The organism is Lacipirellula limnantheis, assembly GCF_007746075.1.
Taxonomy (GTDB): Bacteria; Planctomycetota; Planctomycetia; order Pirellulales; family Lacipirellulaceae; genus Lacipirellula; species Lacipirellula limnantheis.
On the sequence record NZ_CP036339.1, the window covers coordinates 1,450,901 to 1,473,875 of the forward strand.

A 22,975-nucleotide genomic window follows, 5' to 3' on the forward strand; every position below is an offset into this window, starting at 1 on the left:
TTAGACGGCCCTCTGCGCCAGCTCCCGGCGCTGGCTTGGCGACAGCCAAGGACTCGATAACTGCACGGTGAACGCGATCGCCGCCGCTAACAGCATCCCGGTCGGCTGCGGGAACCACCAGAGGAAGGTGAGCGCCCAGCCAATGAACCCGGCGAACGCGATTGCCCAGAGGCTTACGCGGCTCGGGCGGGTCCACTCGGCCATCCGCCACCACCGCAGGGCGACGAACAGGAAGGCAAAATAGGCGACCTGCATCGTCATCGGGACGATCACATTGCCGCTGTTGTACGCGGCCTGCACGCCGTCGACGTTCCAATCAAACAACTCTTGAAACATGGTCTCAGTCGGGCCGGGCGAAAAACCATGGGAAGCGGGCAACCCGACGTACGCCATGTTCGAGATTGCCCAAGCGGCGAGGCCAACCAACGCCCCGGCGAGCAAGTTAAAGAAGCGGAGCGGGGCATGATCCTCCATCTTCCCTTCAATGAGCTGGCTCGGAATAATCAGCGCCCAACTGGCGAGCGAGGTGACCATCGCCATCCAGAGGTAGAGCTCCAGATGGAGTTCCGGCGCGATGATCAGACAAGCGAGCAGCGCGGCCACCGGGCCGACGATGCCAGCCGCGAGCATTGAACCGAGCACCGAACTCGCACGTTGGCGGGCAGGCCGCGCCTGCAACTCCTGATAGGCCGCATGCCGCCAGCTTGCTTGTCCGCGGCGCCGCCAAGGATGCTTCGTTGAGACAGGCTGAGCCGCCGTTGCCAGCTGAGGCTGATGGGTGGGCGGCGCGCTTTCGCTTGCGGTCAATTCATTTGCCAGCGGACTGTCTACTGCGAACGCCGACCGATTGTTGCCGCCAACAACTTCCAGACGGACGTTAGGATCTGTCGTCGTCGACTGCACAATGACCCGAACGATACGATAAAGGCAGTAAGGAACGACGAACGTCGTCAAGAGCGCCATTACCACCGGCCAGATCTGCGTCACAGCGATGAAACACCCAACCAAAAAGGCCAACCGTCCGACGATCGGCCATTGGTCGTAGTTCATGTCGCGTCGCACCGTCTTCCAGACGGACTCGACGCCGTGCCAAAGGGGCTCGGGGTCGCGGTGGAAGAACGCAACGAGGCTGTCGTCCCGAGTGGGCATGGACGCGGTACGCACCGGCGGCGCAGTTGGACCGCCCGGACTGTTAAATCCGTTCGCGGTTGCGGCAGCGAACGCAGGCGACGGTTGCGCTCCGCGATCGACGCCCCGCAGGAGTTGCATCATTTCGGCGGCGCTATTGATCCGCTGCTCGGGATCCTTTGCCATCGCGCCGCGCACCACGGTGCGGAACGGTTCGTCCAGCAGTTCCAGCTTCGGTTCGGCGGTGAGGTGCTTCATCAGCACTTCGCCGACGCTTTCGCCTTCGAACGGCACGCGGCCGGTGATCATCTCATAGAGGATGATGCCCAGGGCGTAGGCGTCGATCTCGCGGCCATAACGGCCGTTCGCGATCTCCGGCGCCATGTAATGGACGGTGCCGACGCTCTCGGTCTGTCCGCTACGGCGACTGCAGGAGATGAACTTCGAAAGGCCGTAGTCGCCGATCTTGACGATGCCGTCGTCGACAAAAATGTTCGCTGGCTTCAGATCGCGATGGACGATGCCGTGATCGTGGAGATAAGCGACGGCTGCGCAAATTCCTTCGAACCAGCGCATCGCCTCGGCCGTCGGCATACCACTCGGGTAGCGATCGATCGCGTCTTCAAGCGACTCGCCGGAGACGTATTCCATCACCACCCAGCGATCTTCGTGCTCGTCAGACTTGATGTCGTAGAGGGCGACGAGATTTGGGTGCTTGAGATTCAAGCAATGGGTGACGCCGCGGAGCTCGACTTCCAGGTTGCGCCGGATCAGCTTCAGCGCGACTTCCTTGCCGGCGTCGCTCACGGCGAAGTAAACTTCGCCGAAGCCGCCGCGGCCGACGCCGCGCTTGATCGTGTAGCCATCCAACGGTCGCGAGCCGCTCGGGTAGGTGAACCGCATGGGCGGTTTGACCTGCAAGTCGACGTCGTCGGATTGGACGGGGGATGGATTCATTTCCAAAAGTGCGGTCATGGTCGAGTCATTCCGATCTCGATGGTTCGTCAATCGCTTTCACCACAGAGAACACAGAGGAGGAGAATTGCTTCAGACGTTCTCGACGCGGTTTAAATGCTCTGACTCCGTGCTCTCTGTGTCCTCTGTGGTAAACGTATTTGACATTCGCTTTATTGTAACCGGCCTTGCCGGCGGGCGGCGACTTTCACAATTCTTCGAGGCTTAAGGCGAATTCTTCGCCTTCGATTCGGCAATTGCCGCTCACGGCCGCCTGCCCGGTGCAGGTTTGACCTTCGATTTCAATCTGTTTTTGCGTCCGGCACATCAGTTCGTCGTTGCGACGGAACAGGACCAAGTCGCCTGTCCAGTCGCGACAACGAATGTGGCTGTGCGATTGGGGACCCAGGATGCAGCTCTCGCTCATCAGGACGATCGCGTCGACCGCAGGTTCAGTTCGGTGCCGCGAAACAATTTCGAGCACGGCCGTGGCGCTCAAGGCGTGGGGCTTGCGAAAGCGCAGTTCAACGCCATTGCCGAGCGTGATCAGCGACTTGTCGCGGAGCACCGTCGGCTCGGTGACGATACGGCCGTCGATCGCCGTCTTGTGCAGCGGCGTGAGGACGTAGGCTTCGCGCTCGCGGCGGACGATGGCGTGCCGTCGGGAGAGGTCGGCCAAGATCGGCACGTCGACGCCCCCTTCAGCCGCAGGTTGCCCCAGGACGATTTCGTCTCCCATGCAAATCATGTACGCGCCGACTTCGTCGATCCATGCGACGATGCGCTTGCCGGGAGTCCGCTCGTTGATCACCGTATCCACCTTGCCGTTTCGCGCTAGCTGCCGCGTGCTCTCTGCCAATCGCTGCGCGGCTGGGGTGCGCTGCCAGGGCGTCTTCGCGGCGAGGCCGTTCGGCTTGTAGGGAAGCGTGACTTCCATTCCCACCACCTGCCACGCGCGATGACGGGCTTGCCGCGCCGCGGAATGCTGTGGAGCTAATTCTAGCAAGGATTCGGCCGTCTTAAGGACTTCCGTCCAGTTGCTTGCAGCGAGGGCCGCGTGAAGTTGGGAGTCGAGCTGGTGGATCGAAGCCGCGGCGTCGTGCAGTTTGGCGGAACGATCCTGCAAGCCGAGCCGCACATTCTCCGGCGCATCGCCTGGCAGTAGTCGCTGCGCTTTCTCCAGCGATTCAATCGCGGAGGTCACGTCGCCGCGGCGGGCTCGCAGATCAGAATGTTCGAGATGTTGAGCAATCATTTGCCATGTGCGGCGATCGACGCCGCCCAAACGCCGGTGTTCCATCCGTTCTAAGGCCTGCCGGGCCGCCGCCGCGTCACCCTGGGCCAAAAGATTCTGGGCCTTTTGCAGCCGCCGGCGGGTTTCGTCCTGCCGAACGTCGCTGAGGGCCGTTTCGACGGCGCCGAGGCGCGCCGCCCGATCGAGATCCTTCCAGCCCGCCTGGCTGTTGCCGTTCTCGATGCGCTGCCGAGCCCGCGTCACCAGCTGCCCGGCGAGTTCCTGGGAGAGCCGCTTGGCGGGCAAGAACTCGCGAAGCTTCTCGCTGCTGAGCATCTCGGCAGCCTCATCCCACCGACCATCCGCCATGGCCAGGCGAGCTTCGCGTAGTTGAAATCGCCATGCCGGGAACATGAGGGACATCCTGTAAGGCATACGACAAAGCTTTAACCGCAGAGACCACAGAGTTCACAGAGAAGAAAGCAAGAGACGTCGAGCGTTCTCGCTCAAGTTACTAACTCGCCTTCTTCCTCCGTGTTCTCTGTGTGCTCTGTGGTAAAAAATAGCCGGCGTACTACTCAGCAAAGCTCGCGGTGGCGATTTTAGCTTCGCTGCGGGCTTTCAGGTCGTCGCTTTCCGATTCGAGGCCGAAGTATTCGGCGACTTGCGTGGTGACGTCTTCGGCTTCGGTCTCGTCAAGCGGGATTTCTTCCTGGAACGTCGTGTCGGCATTGGCCAGCTTCGCGGCGACGTCGAGCTTGGTACGGATGTCGACCATCAGTTGCTTGGCGCGGGCCAACTTGCTGTCGTCGAACTGGAAGTCGCTCGAGGCCTCGGCCACTTCGACCAGCTTCAGCTTCGCTTCAAGGTTCTCGACGTCGACCTGCAGTTGACGTTGGGCGCCCATCATGGCGGTGAGCTTCTCGCGGGCAGCATCAAGATTGCGCTGACGGGCGTCGCGCATCTGCTGCAGGCTTTCGATCGTGCCGTCGACGGTCTTGTAACGGTTGAATCGACGGGCGAGATCTTCCTTCACTTCGCCTTCGCTATAGCTGTGGCCGGCGTAGCGGAAGACGTTCTTGCCGCTGCTGAGATCGCTCTGCAGTCGCATAATTTCTGACTTGTCCTTCTCGGCCTTGGCAGTTGCGGTTTCGAGCCGCTTGTCGAGCTCAGCCACCTCGACCTCTTCCTTGGCGATGACGTGCATCGAGTGACGAATCTCGGGCTCCAAGTCGCGCACCATGTTACGGGCGCGGTCGATCTGAAACGTCATGGGGACGCTGTCTTCGACCGAGTCCGAAACTTGACGGCAACCGGTGGTGACATAACTGCCGAGGTTCGTGGCGCCGAGAACCCCCCCCAGCACTCCGACGCCCAGCGTCGTTACGATCAGCTTCTTGATCATGGCATTGGCCTCCGAAAATGGCCCGAAACGTAGGCTCGGGCAGACGTGAGTGGATCGCTTTCCGCGGCGACGAGGCTTGGCGGGCCGAACTCCTGCTACCTAGGATTTCGCGGCGCATTGAGCGATCTTGGCGGATCGGGCCAAAAATCCGACAATGCAGCTTCGAACCCCGCCGCCGCCATCTGCGTAGCGAAAGCCACGGCCGCGCCGTGTCTGCGGGAGATTCGTCCGCAACCCTCCTAACTTGCCGAGATTTTCATGATTCGTCGCTTTTTTGTGTTGCTTGCCCTCCCTGGCCTCACGCTGTTGGGCGTCAGCGGCTGCAGCAAGCCGGCTCTCGACCCCGCCGTGGTCGCCAAGCACCGCACCGCCCTGCTGCTGGGGGAGGAACCGGATGGCGCCCAGACGGTCCTGGAAGTGCGCGAGGTGATGTTCGGGGCCCCGGCTGAAACAGGCGTGCCGCACGATCACGACGGCGACGGCGTCGCTGATCACGCCCCGGAAGATCACCCTGCTGAAGAAGAAGCTACGGAAGGGGCGGACCATGATCATGACGGCGACGGCGCTGCCGACCATGCGGCGGAAGATCACGACCATGCGGCCGAAGGCGAAGCCGATCACGACCATGACGGCGACGGCAAGTCGGACCATGCCGCTGAGGAGCACGACGCTGCCCACGAAGAAGGGGAAGAACACGATCACGATCACGATGGGGACGGCAAGGCAGATCATGCGGCTGAAGAGCACGATCACGCCCACGAGGGCGATGACCATGACCATGCCGATCACGACCACGCTCACGAGACAAAGTCGCCGCTTGTGGAAGAACTCGACGTGGTTCTGGTCGGATCCGTCGGCGGCGTGCCGAACCCTTCGGATCAATCAACGCCGGACTTCCCATTCGCCAAAGGCCAGGCGATCTTCTTCCTGGTCGACCCCGAAGTCGCTGCCGAGGCCGAAGAGCATGCCCACACGCACGCACCTGGCGAAGAATGCGCCTTCTGCGCCGCGCACGCTGGCGACGCGGCGCATGCGATCGCGGTCGTTCAATTCGCTGACGAGAAAGGCAAACCGCTGGCCGTCGACTCTCGTGAGTTGTTCGAACTAAAGGAAAAAGAAACGGTCGTCGTCAAAGGCAAGGCGAAGGCGGCTGCCAACGGGATGATCACCGTGGATGCGACGGGGCTCTACGTCCGTCGCTAGTGCGTCCATTGTCATTCTGAGCGAAGCGAAGAATCCTTCCCCCGGCTCGATTCGCCGTTCCCAAAACTCACTCAACTCACAACAGAAATTCAATATGGTTCGTTCCTTTATAGGCGTTGCGTTCTCGCTCGCGTTTCTCTGCACGACCCTCCAACTGGCTCCTGCCGCTGAGAAGACGCCCGCCGTTGCCGCCGAAATCAAACTCGCCCCACACGAAACAGCCATCTACGTCGGCGACATGCACTGCGCCACCTGTGCGAAGAAAATCTCCGGCAAGCTCTTCCGCGTTAAAGGAGTGATGAAGGTTCGCACGAATGTCAAGCAGCACGTCGCGATCGTGACGCCGCAATCGAAAAAGGTGGTGGACGTGAGCTCCGCCTGGAAGGCCGTTCAGGCGGCCGGCTTCGAGCCCGTCAAACTCATCGGTCCTGAAGGGACCTATGTTGCCGACGAGAAGTCGAAGGAGCCGGTCAAATCGACTGAATCCGCAACGGGAGAGAAGTCGTAAACACAGGCAACGCCCCATTGCGTGGACCTGTGACTGGCCGCCTCCCAATGAACGACATCACCATCGAGCGAGCCCCGCGCGGCTGGTTATTGCGCACTGCCTGCATCGTCCCGCGCCCCCTCGACGAAGTCTTCCCCTTCTTCGCCGATGCGATGAACCTCGAGCGGATCACGCCGCCCCTCGTTCGGCTCCGCGTGTTGACTCCGGCGCCAATTGTCATGCGCCAGGGACTGCTCATCGACTACTGGCTCCGCATCAGGGGCGTTCCGGTCCACTGGCAGACGGAGATCACAGCCTGGGAGCCGCAGCGCCGCTTCGTCGACGAGCAGCGCCGCGGCCCCTACAAGTTCTGGCGGCATGAGCACACGTTCGAAGCGTGCGAAGGCGGCACCCGCATGGTCGACGAGGTTCACTACGGCGTCCCTGGCGGCCGATTGGTAAACTGGCTGCTCGTCGGTCGCGATGTGCGGAAGATCTTTGCGTATCGGCAGCAGGCGCTGCGCGACATCTTCTTCTAGCCCCCGGCTCCGCCGGGGGATCGCGCGGCTAGCTAAGCGGTTGTGCGCTGCAGACCGACCCCGGGGCGGAGCCCGGGGCTGTAGACATCGCTACTTCGTTAACTCCGCCAGCGTCTGCCGCAATTCGCGTCGCGTCGCTTCGCTGTACTCGATGTCAAACCACGCGACCTTCCCGGCCGAGTCGAGCACATACACGCGCGGCAACGACCGCTCGCCCACCTGAGCGAGCGCCGCGCCGTCGACGTCCGCCAGCTGCGTCAGGACAGCGCCGGCAGACTTGATTAGACCGTCGGATTTCTCATTCGCAGGGCCCTCGGCGATGCCCACGAACCCGACGCCCTTGCCGCCGAAGGCCGCGGCCTCGAGGCCGAGATCAATCAGCGCTCCCTCTGCCATCCAACGATCGGGTCCCCAGAACAACACCACCGTCGCTTTCTTCCCGGCGAAGTCGGCGACCTTTGCATTTCCGCCGCCAACTTTCGGCAGCGCGATTGCAGGGAATGCGTCGCCGACGTTGATCTTGCAGAGTTGGGCGTGATCAGCTGCCAGCAAGACCGGCGGCACGCTCGCGGAATAGGTTTCAGTCACCGGCTTGGCGGCCGTCCGTGCGAGCGGCTTGGCCGGCGTCTTCGCCAACTCACTCCTCGGCGCTACAGGGCTGTCGGCGGGAATTCCGGCGTCGCCGGCCGACTGAGCTTTTCGCTCGCTCGACTCTTCCGCCACAACTGTCGCGGCGGCCCCCGTCGCGGGCTCGCTGCAAGCCGCGATGAACGGAGCTACGCCCCCGCCGCCAATGATGGCCAGTGCCAGACGATTGATCCAACCAGTTCGATCCATGATTCGATCCTCCGCGCCTTGAAGCAACGCCCCTCATTCTCCGCTGGGCGCGTAGAGGGTCAACCACCGTCGATAGCGGCTGGCCGGTTTGCCTAGCGAATTTGAGGGGCGTGCGCCCGCTGTATGCGAGGATGTAACGCTGGCGGGGGTAGTGATGGCAAACTATCCATGACCCAAGCCGCCGGCTCTGCCGGTGGACGAGCTATCATCGGCCCCAATCACACGATGTCCATTGGCGGAGACAATGGCTTTGATGAACTTCTACTCCACCAACTTAATCGCCAAATCCCGCAATTGCCGCGCATCGACCCGACCCGGCGCGTCGGTCATCAGATCCGACGCCTTCTGCGTTTTGGGGAACGCAATGCAATCGCGAATGCTCTCCAGTCGCCCGAACAACATGATCCAGCGGTCGATTCCCAGCGCAATGCCCCCATGCGGCGGCGCGCCATATTGGAGGGCGTCGAGCAAAAACCCGAACCGCTCCTGCTGCGTCGCGTCATCAATGCCCAACAACGCGAAGACCTTCGACTGCACCTCAGAGTCGTGAATACGAATCGTGCCGCCGCCAGCTTCGCTGCCGTTGATCACCAGGTCGTACGCTTTTGCGCGCATCTTACCGGGGTCGTTATCCAAGAGCGACACGTGCTCATCGAGCGGCGCCGTGAAAGGATGGTGCATCGCGGCCCAATGGCCCGATTCTTCGTCTTTGGCAAACATCGGAAATTCGACCACCCATGAGAAGTGCATCGCCTGCGGGTCGTAGAGCTGCATCTCGCGGCCAACCTTGGTTCGCAGGGCGTGCAGCACCTTGCAGGTCGCTTCCCAGTTGTCTGCCGAAAAGAGCACCAGATCGCCTGGCTTCGAGCCGAGCCGCTGAGCAAATTTCGCCAAAAGCTCGGGCGAGAAGAATTTGGCGATTGTCGAATTGAGCTTGCCGTCCTCCTCGCACTTGAACCAGGCGAGCCCCTTAGCGCCAAAGCCCTTCACGAATTCGGTGAGCGCGTCGATGCCGCGGCGAGAATAATGCTCGCCCCCCTTCGGCACGTTGATGGCCCGCACCTTGCCGCCGCTTTCGACGACAGCCTTGAAGACGCCAAACTCGCTCTGCGGCGCCAGGTCCGACAGATCGACGATCTCGACGCCGAAGCGTAGGTCAGGCGCGTCGTGGCCGAATCGCTCCATCGCTTCGTCGTATGTCATGCGCGGGAGCGGCAACGTCAACTCAATGCCAAGCTCTTCCTTGGCCAGCTTCGCGGCGAGTCCGTCGATAATGCCCATCACGTCGTCGCTGTCGACGAACGACATCTCGACGTCGAGCTGCGTGAACTCCGGCTGCCGGTCGGCCCGCAAATCTTCGTCGCGGAAGCAGCGCGCCACCTGAACGTAACGGTCGTAGCCGGCGATCATCAGAATCTGCTTGTACAGCTGCGGCGATTGCGGCAGCGCGTAAAACGCACCATGATGGACGCGGCTCGGCACCAGATAGTCGCGAGCCCCTTCGGGAGTGCTGCGGCCGAGGCAGGGGGTTTCGACGTCGATGAAGTGGTGATCGGCAAAGTAATCGCGCATCCCCTTCACCATGCGGTCGCGCATGATGAGAACTTTCTGCAACTCCGGCCGACGTAGGTCGAGGTAGCGATGCTTCAGCCGTAGGTCCTCGCCCGGCAAATCCTGTGCGTGGGCGTTCGGCGACACCGGCGGCGTGAGGCTCTTGTTGAGAACTTCGAGCGCCGTCACCCGCAGTTCGATCTTCCCCGTCGCTAACTTCGGGTTCGCCATCCCGTCCGGCCGCAGGGCGACGACGCCCGTCACCTTGAGTACGAACTCGGACCGCACTGTTTTGCTCAGGTCGATGACGCCGGGCGCTGTGTCGGGCGGATTGAATACCACCTGAGTCAGCCCGTAACGGTCGCGCAGGTCAACGAACAGCCCGCCGCCGTGGTCGCGGTACGAGTCGACCCACCCACAGAGCGTGGCCACTTGTCCGACGTTCAATTCGCCCAGTTCGCCGCAGGTGTGAGTCCGTAGCACGCGTCTTGCCTCGAGAATCTATTGAAGGGGGAAGCCCCCGGAAACCACTGCCCAGGCCGGCGGCGCTCTACCAGGAGCCCGCCCGCTCGGGGGAAGTTCGCAATTCTAGTTGGCGGGGGGAAGAGCGCAAAGGCGAACGAGGGGGCGAGGGCCGAAACGAGGGCGTCTGGGGGCGTTCCGGACCATGGATGGCGGGCGTTTGCAGACTGATTTTCACGCAAAGGCGAGAAGGCGCAAAGAAGACGGTACGAGAAATAGTCCGCCAAATTTCTCGCATTTCCTTTGTGCCTTTGCGTGAGATAACTTCAAGACCGCAGCCAAGCTCCAAGTCGCTGCATCCCTTCGGCCGTCGAGAAGGCTGGGGCGTAGCCGAAATCTCGGCGCGAGGCGGAGAGATCAAACCAGTGCGACGTCGCCAGTTGAGCGGCGAGAAATCGCGTCATCGGCGGCTCGCCGCTTAGCGAGAGGAGTCGGTAAATGTTCTCCAGGAGAGCGCCGGCGCGTTCCGCGTTGCGGCGCGAGATTGTTTTCCGCACGGGCGGCAACTTGACGAGCTCGAGGATTTCGTCGATCCACTCCCAACAATTTGCCGGCTCGTTCTGACTGAGGAAGTAGGCCCGGCCCGCAACCGACGACGAGGCGTCGAGCAGCGCGTCGGCGGCCTGCAGGTGGGCGACGGCGGCGTTTTCGACGTAGATCGTGTCGACCCGATTCGTCCCGTCGCCGACGCGTCGCAGCCGGCCAGCGCGGGCTCGCGCAATCAATCGCGGAATGAGATGGTTGTCACGCGGTCCCCAGATGAGATGAGGACGCAGCGCACACGTCCGTAGCGTGGCGTCGGTCGCCGCCAGCACCGCCTGCTCGGCCAGCGCCTTGCTATGCGAGTAGTGGGCGCCGTTCGCCTTCATCCAGGCGAAGTCATACGGAGCTGACTCGTTGACGCCGCATTGATCAACGCCGGCGAAGACGACGCTGGGGCTGCTGGTGTAGACGAGTCGCGAGACGCCCTGCGCGCGGCAGCCGGCGATGACGTGCGCAGTGCCCCGGATGTTGGCTTGCTCGTAAGGCGCCCACTGCATCGCGATGCCGGGGAGCGCCGCGACGTGAAAGACGGCGTCGACGCTTTGGCAGGCCTTGCTCACCGCATCGCGATCGGCGATGTCGCCGCGGAAGACTTCGACGCCGAGGGTTTCGAGTTCCGGGTAGCGGCCGCGTCCCAAGCTGCGGACGCGATCGCCGCGCGCGAGGAGTTGCTCGACGATGTAGCGACCGAGGAATCCGCCGCCGCCGGTGACTAGTGCGTGCATACCGAGCTACGAAGTTGAGCCAATTGTTTGGGATCGATTCCACTGAGCTTCAGCAACTCAATCTCCTCAGCCCATTCCACTAAATTTTCGCGTAGGATTTTTGAATTGTGCCGAACATCCATAGGCATCCGTTCGAATTGGGAGAAATACTTGAGCGATCGCGTGTGTAAGAACTGTTGCCCAAGCTCTTTTAATTCATCCTCAACTTCGTCTTCGTCGCGTTCACTTCCCGTCCAAGTGAAGTGCGAATGCTGCTGGAAGAACACCCAGGGAACTTGCTTGCCTCGCTCGCCAAGTCCAACTAAGGCAGTTCTGGCGATATCCGGATGAGCGTTGAATATTGCTTCGACGCATTCTGTGTACAGCGTGCCTTCGGCAGTTTCTACGCGATGAGCTTTTCTCCCGCAGTACCAGAAACGGCCGCTCTCGTCCAAGTATCCAACGTCGCCCATGCGATGCCAGATCGCGTCGCCGTCGCAGATTTTGCTCAATGAATTATGTTTTGCAACTCCTAACTCCGCGGCGCGTTGTATTGCGACAACATATGTCGGGGAGACTTGCGGCCCGCGCACGATTAGCTCGCCGATTTCACCTCTCGGCAACTGCTCCGCATCCTCAAGTGATGTGATCGGTTCATCGCTGATTCGCACGATTTGCCACTCAATAGAGTCGACTTTTCTACCGACGCACACGCCCGCACCTAGCCTTGTTCGCCCCGCCGTTTCGCCTAAGACCTCGCGGGATTCAATCGTTGCCACCGGTAGGCTCTCGGTTGCCCCATACGGGGTATGCATCTCGGCTTTAGGATGCACCATTGACAGAGTTCGTTCCAACAACGTTGCAGGTACGGGCGCGCCGCAGGAAAACACTTTTCGCAGCGTCGGGATTCGTTCGCCGGTCGCCTTGCAGTGGCGGCTTAGCAGGTCCCACACGGCTGGCGAGGCGAAGGCCTGCGTCACTTGCCAATCGTTCGCGGCCGCGAGCAATTCTATCGGATCAGCCGACGCGGGGCGCGAGAAATCCATCCGCGGGAAGATTGTCGTCACGCCCATCGCCGAGTTGAAGAGGCCGAACAGAGCAAAGCAGGCCAAGTCGGCGCCGCCGGGAACGATGCCGTACTGCCGCTGGATCTCGGCCGCTTGCGTATCGAACATCTGCTGCGTGTAGAGCACCCCCTTCGGCGGCCCCGTGCTGCCGGAGGTGAAGATGATCGCGGCGGCATCGTTCGCATTCGTGTCCGGGAGTTTCGTATGACTACCACGACCCCGAGCCAGCAACTGACGATACGTCATGCCCCCCCAAAACCAGCGGCGGCCGACGGTGACGTTCAGCGTCGCCTTCGGGAACCGCCCTCGCAGCACCGTCCGCACTGCTTGAGCGGGACTGATCGCGATGAACCCGTCTGGCTCCGCGGCAGCGAGGCAATTCACCAGATGCTTGCGACCCATGCCAGGATCGACGAGCACCGTCACCGCACCGGTGCGGAGGAGGGCGAAGACCAGTTTGACGAATTCAATCCCCGGCTTGACCAGCAGCACCAGCCGTTGGCCGGGACGGACGCCAAGATCAACCAAACCGCGAGCGAGGGCCTGAGAATCGGCTTCAAGTTCCCCGAAGGTGCAGGTTGCATAAGCATTCTTGCCAGCGACGTCGCCGTTGCCAGGCGTGGCGATGGCGACCACGTCGGGCATTTGCGCAGCAATTATCGTAAGTCGATCGGCGACATTGGTGCGGGGGGCGGGCAAAGCAACTTCCATCCCCCTATTGTGGCGAAGCGAGTGAGGCGTGGTAAGGCGCTATCATTGTGGGAGGGGGCTCCGACCCCGATGTCGCGTCGCACGGGCGCGCCGGTTTGGAGTGGTGAGCGTCATCGGCGTCGGAGACGCCTCCCACAAATCGTTCCCGCCAACCTTCTGACTAGAGGTCTGAAAGCAGTCCCAACACCCGCTCCGCCACATCAACGCCGGTCACCTCGCCAAGGGCCCGCCAACCGGGCACCGCGTTCACCTCGATCGCATAAAGTCGCCCGTCGCGGGCGGGCAGCAGATCGACGCCGGCGACCGTCGCTCCCACCGCCGCCGCAGCCCGGCGGGCGAGTTGGGCGAGCTCGATCGTCACTTCCAGCGGGGCAGGGCGGGCGCCGAGGCTGATGTTCGTCCGCCAGTCGTTGGGGTTGATCCGCTTCATCCCCAGCACTTCGTCGCCGATGACCAGCAGCCGCCAGTCGACGCCATCGTGCGGGACGAACTGCTGGAGGTACAACACGGAGCCGATCTGCTCGAGCGACGAGAAAACCCGCCGCGCGATGGCGACGTCGCTGACCCGCGTGATGCCGCGCCCCTCGCCGCCGAATAAAGGCTTCACCACGACGTCGCCGCCGAGCGTCTCAAATGCCGCCAGCCCGTCGGCTGCCGTCTGGCAAACGATGGTCGGCGGCACCAATAACCCCGCCACTTGCAGCTTCGCAGTCGCCAAAAACTTATCGACCGCCGCCTCAATCGCTCGCGCCGGGTTGACGACCCTCAAGCCGGCCGCTTCGATCCGAGCAAGGGCATCCATCCGAAAGACGACCTGTTCCAAACTCCCCGGGGGCATCGATCGCACCAGCACCGCGTCGAGCGAGTTGAGCGAAACGCCGCCGCCGTCGATCGAAAGGTTAGCGCCAGCGACGTGCGAACCGAGCGATTTGTACGAGATCGCCGTTAACCGATGCCGTGAACCGCCGGCGCGAGCCAAGTCGCGGAAGTACCAGTTATCGCGAGCGGCGAGGATGGCGATGTCCATGGCGGCCGCGTGCGGAGCGAAGGGCGGAGACTAAGCGATGCCAAACGACGCGGCGAGCACCTGCCGATCGAACTTACCGAAGCGGAAGCTATGGCCCGTTTCAATGTTCACGAACGTCACTACCGCCGGGCTGAAGAGGTGTGGATCGATCTTGTAGAAATCGTGGTCGTAGCCGGCAAAGATTTCCGCGAACGGCCGACCGTAGTCGTTCGACGCCGAACTGGGCGTCAGGGCGCCGATCTCCTGCAGCGATGCGTCGTCGCCGCGCACGTAAAGCACGGCGTGGCCGCCGTAGAGGATGGCGTCGTTCGTCCGACCGATCGCGGCGAGGTCGTCCTTCGCCGGCGGCGGCAGCGGCGCCGAGCCCCAACCGCTGACGACGCGGTGGAGATCGAACTTCAACTCGTGCAGCTTATGGAGCGCCGTCTCCACGCTGCGGGCCACGACCTGCAGCGTGCCGGCGATGCTCCGCGTGGGCGCGACCAGCAGCGTCAGTTCCGCGGGAGCGATGCCGCATTTCGCCGCCACGTCCCGGCAGACTTCGTCCGTCGGCAACTTGCCGCTCTCCAACACGCCGACGCAAGCCGAGGCGCTCTCGCGATATTTCAGGTCCTTAAACAACGGCTCGCGCGCCGCCGCGGCGCGCATTGGTCCCGAGCCCATCGCGAAGAACTTTTCGCCCTTCACTTCCCACCCGGCGTACTGCGACGCCATGCAGGCGAGCAGCGGATGATCGGTGTGAACCTGGACGATCGGACCAAGCCCGTCGCCGCCGGGTTCCAGTTCCACCGTCGCCAAGTCGGCAAGGCAAAGACGCGCCAACAGCAGACCGGCATCGAAGCCGCCGACCGCCTTCACGCCACAGTCAACGACCATGGCGCCGCAGTCTTGCAGGTGGAGTTCAATGCGCAGACGTTCGGCGTCAGCGGCCAAGGTGCGGCACAGAGCGGCGGCGCGGGCGTTGAGATTCACTGGAGAGCGTCGGCAGGCGTCGGGCGGGGCTTGGATTATCGCTAAGCCGCGAGCGGGGGAGGAGCGACTGACAAAAAGTCGCTCACCGCCCCCACATGATACTTGATCGCCCTGCCGGCAGAAATCCGCCCTACCGCTTGAATTTGCTCAGATCGAGCGACTTGCCGATTTTCGTCACGTCGACTTCCAATGGCGCGTTGCCTCCCATCAGCGAGGCGAGCTGCGTCACGAGCTGCTGATTCTCGCCCAATGCGGCGGTGAGCTCTTGCTGAGCCCTGTCCCTTTCGGCTTGGAGCTTGCCGAGTTGCTCATCGACTTGCCCTTGGACCTTGGCCATTAGCCGGTCTTTGCGGTCCGTAAGGTACTTCTTGACCGCACCACTGACGCCGGCGGCGAGCTGCGGGCCAACGTTCGATTCGATCTTGATTGAAGGCCGCTTGAGCGTCCCCGCGAGGGCGATCTTTGCTTCGAGCCGGTCGACGCCGGTAAGCGATTCCTGAATGACCGCGGCGATCCGGTCGTCGTGAAGGGCAGGCGTTTGGGCCGCCAAAGCCGACGATTGGTTGAGTTCGATCGTGCCGATGAGTTGATCGCCATCGAGGCGGATGTCAGCCTTCAGGCTCGCCGCGCCCGGCGCCACGGTGACCGCAAGTTTGTCGGCGCGCCCGAGCGTGCGGTGGGCGAGATTGAGCTTCGGCACATCGATCACCAAAGAATCGTGGGCGATTTCGGTGCGACGATCGAGCTCGACGGTCAGCACTCCCTCGACGGCGCCGGTGGTCCGAATGCAAAGTTGCAGCGGCCGCTGGTGAAGCTGCGGCTCCGACGCCACGTCCGTCAGCAGTCCGGCGAAGGCCATCGCCTGACCGTCGAACCGTGCGTCGCCCGCAAGCTCGACGCGTTCGATCAACATCGCCGGTTGGCGTCGACCCGCAAAAAGGACGTTGACGCCGCGCGAGCGAGTCGGCGCGGCGACGCGGTTCTTCGGAATGAATTTCTGCGCCTGGTCGATCCACCAGGCGCTTTGCTCCAAGTAGCCGCTGGCCGTCTCGCCGAGCAGGTAGCGATTCAACTCGTCCGGATCGATGCCGGAGAGTTTCAGGTGCTCGCGCAGAAACTGTTCGTCTTGCTTGCGCGCAACGTCGATGGCGGCGCGGTCAGCCTTCGCCTGATCAGGCAGAGCTTTGATTTCGGCCAGCGTGGTGCGAAGCTCCGCTTCCGTTGCGGCCAGTTGCTTGCGCAGCTCCTCGACTTGCTGCATGCCGCGGAGCGGGTTCTTCTTCGCCTCGCGGAAGGTGACTTCAATCTGCTTCGACTTGGCGCGCAGGTCGTCGGCCCGCGATTTCAACGCTTTGTATTGTTCTGGCCAGCGGCGCTTCAGTTCCTCGACCATTTGGGGCGTTGCCAGCGAGCCGAGCAGGTCTTGCTCCATGCGGCCGGTCAGGTCGTCGAACCAGCCGGAGGCCGTCTCTTGGGCGGCCGCGAACATGGGGTCGAGCGCCGAAGGTTCGTCGGCTGCGTCGGGCAGATTCTCCAACGCGCCCGAGGTGGTGCGCTCCGAATCAAACTTCAGCCCTTCAATCCGGCCGTTGTGGACGACGACTCGCTTGCGCAGCAGCTGCGCGCCGTCGATTTCGAGCCGAATCTGCGATGACTCGATTATGTTGCGCATCGGCTTGCCGGGGTTGGCGACCGCCAGCCCAGTGATCGTCAGCTCGCCGCCGCGGAGCGACGTCTTCACGTCGGCGACCTCGACCTTGGCGCCGATCGCCGATTCGCCGGAGAAGACGATCGCCCAACGGATGGCCGGATCGAGACAGAATCGCACCGTCAAGACGACGACGACGACGACGGCCAGCCGCGGCACGACATACTGCCAGCGGAAGATGGGCGGCAACTTGGGACGCTTCAACCTCATCATTCGAGCCCCCATTGAGCGCCGATTTCAGCCCCCATGATCCAACGCACGAGTTTGTACCGCATGAGGTAGTGCTGCAGACGAGGACGCAGATAGGTCGTGGTGACGCGGGCCGCGCGATAGACCGGGTAGAACAGATAGAGCCCGATGAACAACTGCCCCAAGACCGCAGTGTTGTTGAGGCCGGAGAACGGTCCCAACGGCTTGTCGTAGATCGCTGCAAACATTGGCTGGAGCGTCGGCGACGTGAGCAACAGCGAACCAAGACGGTGTGCCGTGTCGTCGAAGAAGGCTCCGACATAGGAAAAGATCGCGATGGCGAGGAATCCCGCTGCCCGGTTCACGCGCAGCGAGCAGAGAACCATCGCGATGGCGATCGCGGTGAGATTTCCCTTCGGCAACAGACCGACCATCATGCCGAGGGAGAATCCCCAGGCCGTTTGTCGGGGCGTATCGTTGCCGATGAGCGCCTGTAACAGCATGCGGACGGGCCGCAAAAATAGCGTGAGCATTGCGTTCGCTTGCAACGGCGACGAGTCGGTCCCGACGCCGGCGGCGGGAGGCCAGGCTCGCAGCTCGCTGGAAAAGCGTACGAAGAGCGCAAAGTCTGCCGGCTATCCGCAGATATCGGCCGGCGCCGCCATGCGACTAAAGCCGATGGCCGGCGCGACTGCTAGCAGTTAGCCTAAATTACGGACCCTGCGGCCCTACTGCCCTTCGGCGGAGCGGAAGAATTCGTGATCCGGCTTGCCGCCAGATCGAAGAAACGCCACAAGGTCGAGAATCTCGTCGTCGGTGAGCGTATTTAACAGTCCGCTCGGCATCATCGAGACATCCGATGGGTGCTGATTGTCGAGTTCACTGCGGCGAATTGATTCGGTCTTCTTTGGGTCGAGCATGTTCGTGCTCACCATGATTTCGTCATTGCTGATGTTGGAGACGCGGCCGACGATCGTCCGACCGTTCGTTTCGAACACCATCTGCTGGTATTGATCCGAAATGGTGTGATTAGGATCGATGACCGACCGCAAGATATCGCCGGCCCCGAATCGTCCGCCAACGCCGGTGAGATCGGGTCCGATCGAGGAACCCGCGCCGGCAACGCGGTGGCAGTTGTAACAGCCAGCCGCCGAGAACATCTTCTGGCCGTTCGCAAAGTTGCGCGGCGATTTGTCGTCCTCGACGAGCTTTGTCACTTCTTCGAGCGTCCACTGCTTGACCAATGGGCGCGATTGCACGTCAATCTGCGCCGTTTGCTCGATCAACGGCTTCGAAATTCGCTCGGCGATCGGCGCGCGGTCGGCGCTCGGGATGCCGGCGATGAATCGATCCCGCGCGGAGACCAGGTAGCCGAAGAACGAGTGGCCCCCGCCGATATGGGCGGCGCGGTCGAACCAATCAAGCAGTTTCACCCGCGATTCGGTCGTCCAACCCTCTTGAACCGCGCTCAGGCTGACGGCGAAGTCGATGGCGTCCTCCGGCGTCGCGGCGTTCTCCAGGAGCGGAATAAGCCGGTTGACAACGCCAGGCGCCCGCAAGCGAATCAGTAGATTGCCCAAGTCGCGATTCACGAAGTGATTCTTCGCCGGGAGATAGGCATCCAGAGCCGACACCAGCTTTTGGCGAGTCTTGCTTTGCAGCGGTTCTAAACGGATGACGCCGAGCGCGGCGACGCGCAAGTAGTCGAGTTGTTGTTCTGGCGACAATTCGGCGAAGTTAATCGAGGTGAGCGCCGTCACCCATGCTTCCTGCTGACTCGAATTAGCGCAGCGGGCATAGGCTGCTAGTGCGTTCAACTTCGCGTCGACGTTCGTTTCGGAGAGCGCCTTTGCCTGCCATTCAGCGAAGGGTTGATGTTCCAGCGCAGTGCGCGCGACGTTCTTGATGAAGCGATCGGAACTCCCAAGGTGAGGCCAGATTTGCTTGATTGCATCGGGACCGCTGGGGCGATTCAGCTTCTCCAGCGAACGGCGCAGCGCGTGCGCTTCAGCCGGCGGGAGCGGTGGCGTGCCGCTACCGAAAATTCGCTGCGGATCGTTGACGGCAATCACCTCCGGTGGCGGCGAATCGGCGGAGACGCCTTCGCCCGTCCAGACGATCCGGTAGAGAGCCGATGCGCTCTTACGGCCGCCAACTGCGAAATAGAGTGCCCCATCCTGCGGCAACACGGCCATGTCGGTGACGCCTAACGGCATCGCGAATGCGAAGCGTTCGATCTCGCCGGTGTAGGACGATCCAGACGGGGTGAGGTGAACCGCGTAGATATTGCCATAGCTCCAGTCGGCGGCGAACAGCGCCTTTTGATACTTTTCCGGGAACTTCGTTCCGGCGCCAAAAGCCACGCCGGTCGGCGAGCCGGGGCCGGCATCGGCGGCAGCGGGTACGGAATCGATGTAGTAGCTAGGCCAGACGTTGTTGCCGGTGCGCCAACCGAACTCGCTGCCGCTCGTGACGTGGCAAATTCGCGTGGGGCGATACCAAGGCGTGCCAATGTCCCATTCCATGTCGGAGTCGAAAGTGAACAGATCCCCCGCCTCGTTGAACGCCAGATCGTACGAATTCCGATAGCCGATCGAAAAAAGCTCGAGGTTGTCGCCATCGAGGTCCATCTTCGCGAACCAGCCCCCGGGCGCCCGAATCGCTGCGGCGTGACCATTCGGATCGGTGATGAGCGGCAAGAGTTGATCTTCCTGCCAGCGCACGGGCACGGCCGAACTGCTGAACAACGGCGGATCGGTGTGATTGCCGCAGACGACGTACAAACTCTTGCCATCAGGTCCCAGGACGATTCCATGGGGGCCGTGCTCGCCGGCTCCGCCAAAGACGCGCAGCTGTTCAATGCGGTCGAACTGGTCGTCTTTATTGGTATCGGTCAGCCGATACAGGCCGGAAGTAAAGCTGCCAATCTGACCGTTCACCACGACGTAAAGCTGGCCTTTGTGGAACAACAAACCTTGAGCCATTCCCAGCTTCACGTTGAGCTTTTCCACTTTTGTTTTTGACGGGTCGCTCCCGATGGGCGATGGCGTGATGCGGTACAGCAATCCGTCCTGGTCCGAGGCGATCAGGCGACCCTTGTCATCCGGAGTGAGGGCGACCCACGATCCTTGGGTTTCCGCCGGCACCTCGTAGACCAACTCAGCCTTGAATCCGGCCGGCAGCGAGATCTTGCCGGCGGCCTCTCCACGTGCCGTTGGCGCCCCCGTCACGGCGCCTACCGCCAGCGCCGTCAGAATTGCCAAATGGAGAAGCGAAGAAAAATGTCGAGCAGCGGCCATGAATCAAGCTCTACGAATTGGTCTGAAAGAAACGCCAAAGTCGCCTGTGAGCTTAGGCGACATCTTCTACAGATGCGATCATATATGACGGCTTGCGCCAGCGGAAGGAATCGCGGCGGCGACGTTCAGCGGTTCCCAGTCTATTCGTCACGCCCAACGTCATTCGATTGTACGCATCGGGTAGACATTGGTTTGGTCGGGGACATCACGGGCTACGAGCCGAAAGCGCGTCGGGGCGAGGTCTGAGCTAAGCGGCAAATGTAAGGGTTAAGACGGTCAGAACGGGCGAACTTTCCGTTGGTGGAATAGCTTGCCGGAGGCCGACCGGTAGAATGGCAGGTAGTGGGAGGGCGCCGCTCGAGCCATGACCCATTCTTGAGTGAAACGTCATCGCATCCCGTGGCTCGCCGCAAGTCCTCATCTATGCCCAGGCATCTCGGAACTCTGCGCCGCCCCGCCATCATCGGCCTGGGCTTGACGCTAACGGCATTCGCGGCCTGGGCCGCCGCTGATTGGTACCGTACGGTTCCCAACGACGCGTTGCAGCACGCCCGCTACGTCGGCCGCGACGCCTGCATTGGCTGCCATCAGACCGAGTACGAGTTGTGGAAAGGTTCCGACCACGACCGCGCGATGGAACTGGCCACTGACGAAACGGTGCTGGGAGACTTCAACAACGCGGTCTTCACCCGCTTTGACGAAACGACGAAGTTCTTCCGCGACGGCAAGAAGTTCATGGTCAACGCCGAAGGACCTGACGGCCAATATCACGACTACGAAATCAAGTACACGTTTGGCGTCAGGCCGCTGCAGCAGTATATGGTTGAATTCCCCGATGGCCGCGTGCAGGTGCTGCGGGTGTCGTGGGACGTTGATAAGAAAGAATGGTTCTATGTGGCGCCGACAGACGCCGCGGAAGAGCGTATCGAAGCGAACGATCCGCTTCACTGGACTGGGCTGGCGCAGAATTGGAATACGATGTGCGCCGAGTGCCATTCAACCGACTATCACAAGAACTACGACCTCGCGACCAACGCCTATAAGTCGGACTTCTTCGAAATCGACGTCAGCTGCGAAGCCTGTCATGGCCCGGGTAGCTTGCACGTTGAACTCGCCAATCGCCGCGGCCTGTTCTGGGACCGCAATGTGCATTACGGGCTGACGAATGAGATGAAGGGCGCACCGAATTCCCGTCAAGTGGAAACGTGCGCGCCGTGTCATTCGCGACGTTCCATCATTCACCCCGACTATCGTCCCGGCGACTCATTTCTCGATGCGTTCCAGCCGCTGTTGCTCGATGCGGGGTTGTATCACGACGATGGTCAAATTCTCGATGAAGTCTATGAATACGGCTCGTTCACCCAAAGCAAGATGTATCACAAGGGGGTGCGCTGCACCGACTGCCACGATCCCCATTCGCTCAAGTTAAAGTACGAGGGCAATCGTCTATGCGCCCAGTGCCATGAGCCAGGGAAGTACGACGGGGCAGGGCATAATCATCATCCCAACGCGACTCCCGGCTCGCCGGAGACGCAGTGCGTCACCTGTCACATGCCCCACACGACCTACATGGGGATAGATGAGCGTCGCGACCATAGCATTCGCGTGCCACGGCCAGATTTGACGGCGAAATACGGCACGCCGAATGTCTGTAGTCGCTGCCATACCAAGCCGCACGAGAGCGCGCAGTGGGCGGCCGACCGCATCGTCCAGTGGTATGGTCCGAAGCGACCGGACGATCCGCACTATGCCGAGGCCTTCGCACTCGCTCGCAAGGCGGAGCCAGCAGGGTTTGAATTACTGAAGGAAGCCATTGAGCGTACGGAGAATTCCGAGATCGTTCGCGCGACGGCGATTGAACTTTTGCAGCACTACCCTACCGTCGAGAGCGCGAGATTGCGGCGGGAAGCGCTAAGCGATCCAAGTCCGTTGGTGCGCGCCTCCGCCGTCCGATCATTTGCTGCGGACTTATCCCCCGACGACGATGTTTCGGCAAAGCTTGTTCAAGAGATCGCCCCCAAGCTGGAAGACCGCAGTCGAGCCGTCCGATTGGCGGCGGCGAACCGACTGGTGGCTGACGCCGACGATCTCGCTGCGAGCCCCTATGGCGCCGCCCTCAAGGAGGCCGTCAAGGAATTTCGCGACGGTCAGAGCATCCAACTCGATCGCGCCCAGTCGAATCGCAATCTTGGTAACCTCGCCCTCCAACTTGGCGACCCATTGGGAGCCGTGGAGTCGCTGCGCACGGCGATTCGCATCGAGCCTTACTTGACTGGTCCGCGGACGGAGTTGTCGCAACTGCTCGATCAACTAGCCGCTGACCCCGCCCAAGCGGAGACCGCGGAAAAGGCGCAGGCGACTCCCGAGGAGATTCGCAAGCTGCGTGAAGAAGAAGCCGACTTGTTGGCGCGCGACGCCAAGCTGCTGCCGACTGACGCCAACGTGCGGTACATGCGGGGCCGCCTGCTCTACTTACTCGATCGCCCCGACGAAGCACGGCAAGCGTTCATCGAGGCGTGCGAACTTGCGCCGAATGAGTATGATTACTGGCTGTGGCTGGCGCTGATTTGCGAGAAGCAACAGCGCTGGGAGCAGGCCGTCATGGCGCTCCAGCGAATGGCGCAACTACGTCCCGAGGCTCAGGATTGGAAGGGAATTTTCCTGCGCGTTCGTCTGGCGGTCGAAGCGGCGGGCGGCACGATCAACGTTCAGAAGCAGCCCGCTGCCGGTGAGGACGCTGAGCCGGAGCCGCCGACGGGGCCAGACCCCGCCGCCACCGCTTCGCCGTCGGCGACCGAGGCCGCACCGCCGTCGGCAGCGGCGACCGAGACCCCTCCAGCAAGCTGATGGCGCGCGGCATGCTGAATTCCGGCAGACGCATTTCGATGGATCGAC

Annotated in this window: 16 protein-coding genes; 4 read left to right on the forward strand and 12 right to left on the reverse strand. The window is 62.0% G+C overall.

Annotation, left to right across the window (positions count from 1 at the left end; translation table 11 throughout):
• The 3 genes from I41_RS05570 to I41_RS05580 all read right to left on the reverse strand — a co-directional run bounded on the left by I41_RS05570 (position 1) and on the right by I41_RS05580 (position 4,721).
• Positions 1-2,103, reverse strand: coding sequence for a serine/threonine-protein kinase (locus I41_RS05570; protein ID WP_145431602.1), 2,103 nt, complete (start codon positions 2,101-2,103; stop codon positions 1-3).
• A gap of 187 nt (positions 2,104-2,290) precedes the next feature.
• Positions 2,291-3,739 carry an FHA domain-containing protein gene (locus I41_RS05575; protein WP_145431603.1) on the reverse strand — a complete coding sequence of 483 codons (1,449 nt, stop codon included), beginning with the start codon at positions 3,737-3,739 and terminating at the stop codon, positions 2,291-2,293.
• A gap of 151 nt (positions 3,740-3,890) precedes the next feature.
• A complete protein-coding gene (locus I41_RS05580; protein ID WP_145431604.1) occupies positions 3,891-4,721 on the reverse strand; it encodes a hypothetical protein in 831 nt (276 codons plus the stop codon).
• A 258-nt stretch (positions 4,722-4,979) separates the two neighbouring features.
• Between I41_RS05580 and I41_RS05585 the strand changes: the two genes are divergently transcribed.
• The 3 genes from I41_RS05585 (at position 4,980) to I41_RS05595 (ending at position 6,950) form a co-directional block, all read left to right on the forward strand.
• Positions 4,980-5,924 carry a hypothetical protein gene (locus tag I41_RS05585; protein ID WP_145431605.1) on the forward strand — a complete coding sequence of 315 codons (945 nt, stop codon included), beginning with the start codon at positions 4,980-4,982 and terminating at the stop codon, positions 5,922-5,924.
• Positions 5,925-6,018: 94 nt separating this feature from the next.
• A complete protein-coding gene (locus I41_RS05590) occupies positions 6,019-6,432 on the forward strand; it encodes a heavy-metal-associated domain-containing protein (RefSeq protein ID WP_168206714.1) in 414 nt (137 codons plus the stop codon).
• A gap of 47 nt (positions 6,433-6,479) precedes the next feature.
• Positions 6,480-6,950: an SRPBCC family protein gene (locus tag I41_RS05595; RefSeq protein ID WP_145431607.1), complete on the forward strand. Its 471-nt coding sequence runs from the start codon at positions 6,480-6,482 to the stop codon at positions 6,948-6,950.
• A 90-nt stretch (positions 6,951-7,040) separates the two neighbouring features.
• Here I41_RS05595 and I41_RS05600 read toward each other — a convergent pair whose 3' ends face one another.
• From I41_RS05600 to I41_RS05640, 9 genes are all read right to left on the reverse strand, one after another.
• A complete protein-coding gene (locus tag I41_RS05600; protein WP_145431608.1) occupies positions 7,041-7,787 on the reverse strand; it encodes a TlpA family protein disulfide reductase in 747 nt (248 codons plus the stop codon).
• A 261-nt stretch (positions 7,788-8,048) separates the two neighbouring features.
• Complete coding sequence (aspS, locus tag I41_RS05605; protein WP_145431609.1) at positions 8,049-9,821, reverse strand: aspartate--tRNA ligase; 1,773 nt, start codon at positions 9,819-9,821, stop codon at positions 8,049-8,051.
• Between the two features lie 305 nt (positions 9,822-10,126).
• On the reverse strand, positions 10,127-11,128 hold the full coding sequence (locus I41_RS05610) for an NAD-dependent epimerase/dehydratase family protein (RefSeq protein WP_145431610.1): 1,002 nt from the start codon (positions 11,126-11,128) through the stop codon (positions 10,127-10,129).
• On the reverse strand, positions 11,116-12,873 hold the full coding sequence (locus I41_RS05615; protein ID WP_246133810.1) for a fatty acid CoA ligase family protein: 1,758 nt from the start codon (positions 12,871-12,873) through the stop codon (positions 11,116-11,118). Before I41_RS05615 ends, I41_RS05610 begins: the two co-directional genes overlap by 13 nt.
• 172 nt (positions 12,874-13,045) lie before the next feature.
• Positions 13,046-13,912, reverse strand: a complete 867-nt coding sequence (locus tag I41_RS05620) for an ATP-grasp domain-containing protein (RefSeq protein ID WP_145431612.1) — start codon at positions 13,910-13,912, stop codon at positions 13,046-13,048.
• A 30-nt stretch (positions 13,913-13,942) separates the two neighbouring features.
• On the reverse strand, positions 13,943-14,884 hold the full coding sequence (gene mch, locus I41_RS05625) for a methenyltetrahydromethanopterin cyclohydrolase (RefSeq protein ID WP_145431613.1): 942 nt from the start codon (positions 14,882-14,884) through the stop codon (positions 13,943-13,945).
• Between the two features lie 130 nt (positions 14,885-15,014).
• Complete coding sequence (locus tag I41_RS05630) at positions 15,015-16,805, reverse strand: TIGR03545 family protein (protein WP_168206715.1); 1,791 nt, start codon at positions 16,803-16,805, stop codon at positions 15,015-15,017.
• Positions 16,802-17,314 (reverse strand): TIGR03546 family protein, encoded by a 513-nt coding sequence (locus I41_RS05635; protein WP_145431615.1) that lies wholly within the window; start codon positions 17,312-17,314, stop codon positions 16,802-16,804. The genes I41_RS05630 and I41_RS05635 overlap by 4 nt, the downstream gene beginning before the upstream one ends.
• A 195-nt stretch (positions 17,315-17,509) precedes the next feature.
• The gene (locus I41_RS05640) at positions 17,510-20,080 is read right to left on the reverse strand and encodes a c-type cytochrome (protein WP_145431616.1); all 2,571 of its coding nucleotides are present in this window, start codon (positions 20,078-20,080) and stop codon (positions 17,510-17,512) included.
• A 423-nt stretch (positions 20,081-20,503) separates the two neighbouring features.
• Between I41_RS05640 and I41_RS05645 the strand changes: the two genes are divergently transcribed.
• Positions 20,504-22,927 (forward strand): multiheme c-type cytochrome, encoded by a 2,424-nt coding sequence (locus I41_RS05645; RefSeq protein WP_145431617.1) that lies wholly within the window; start codon positions 20,504-20,506, stop codon positions 22,925-22,927.
• Positions 22,928-22,975 lie beyond the last annotated feature (48 nt).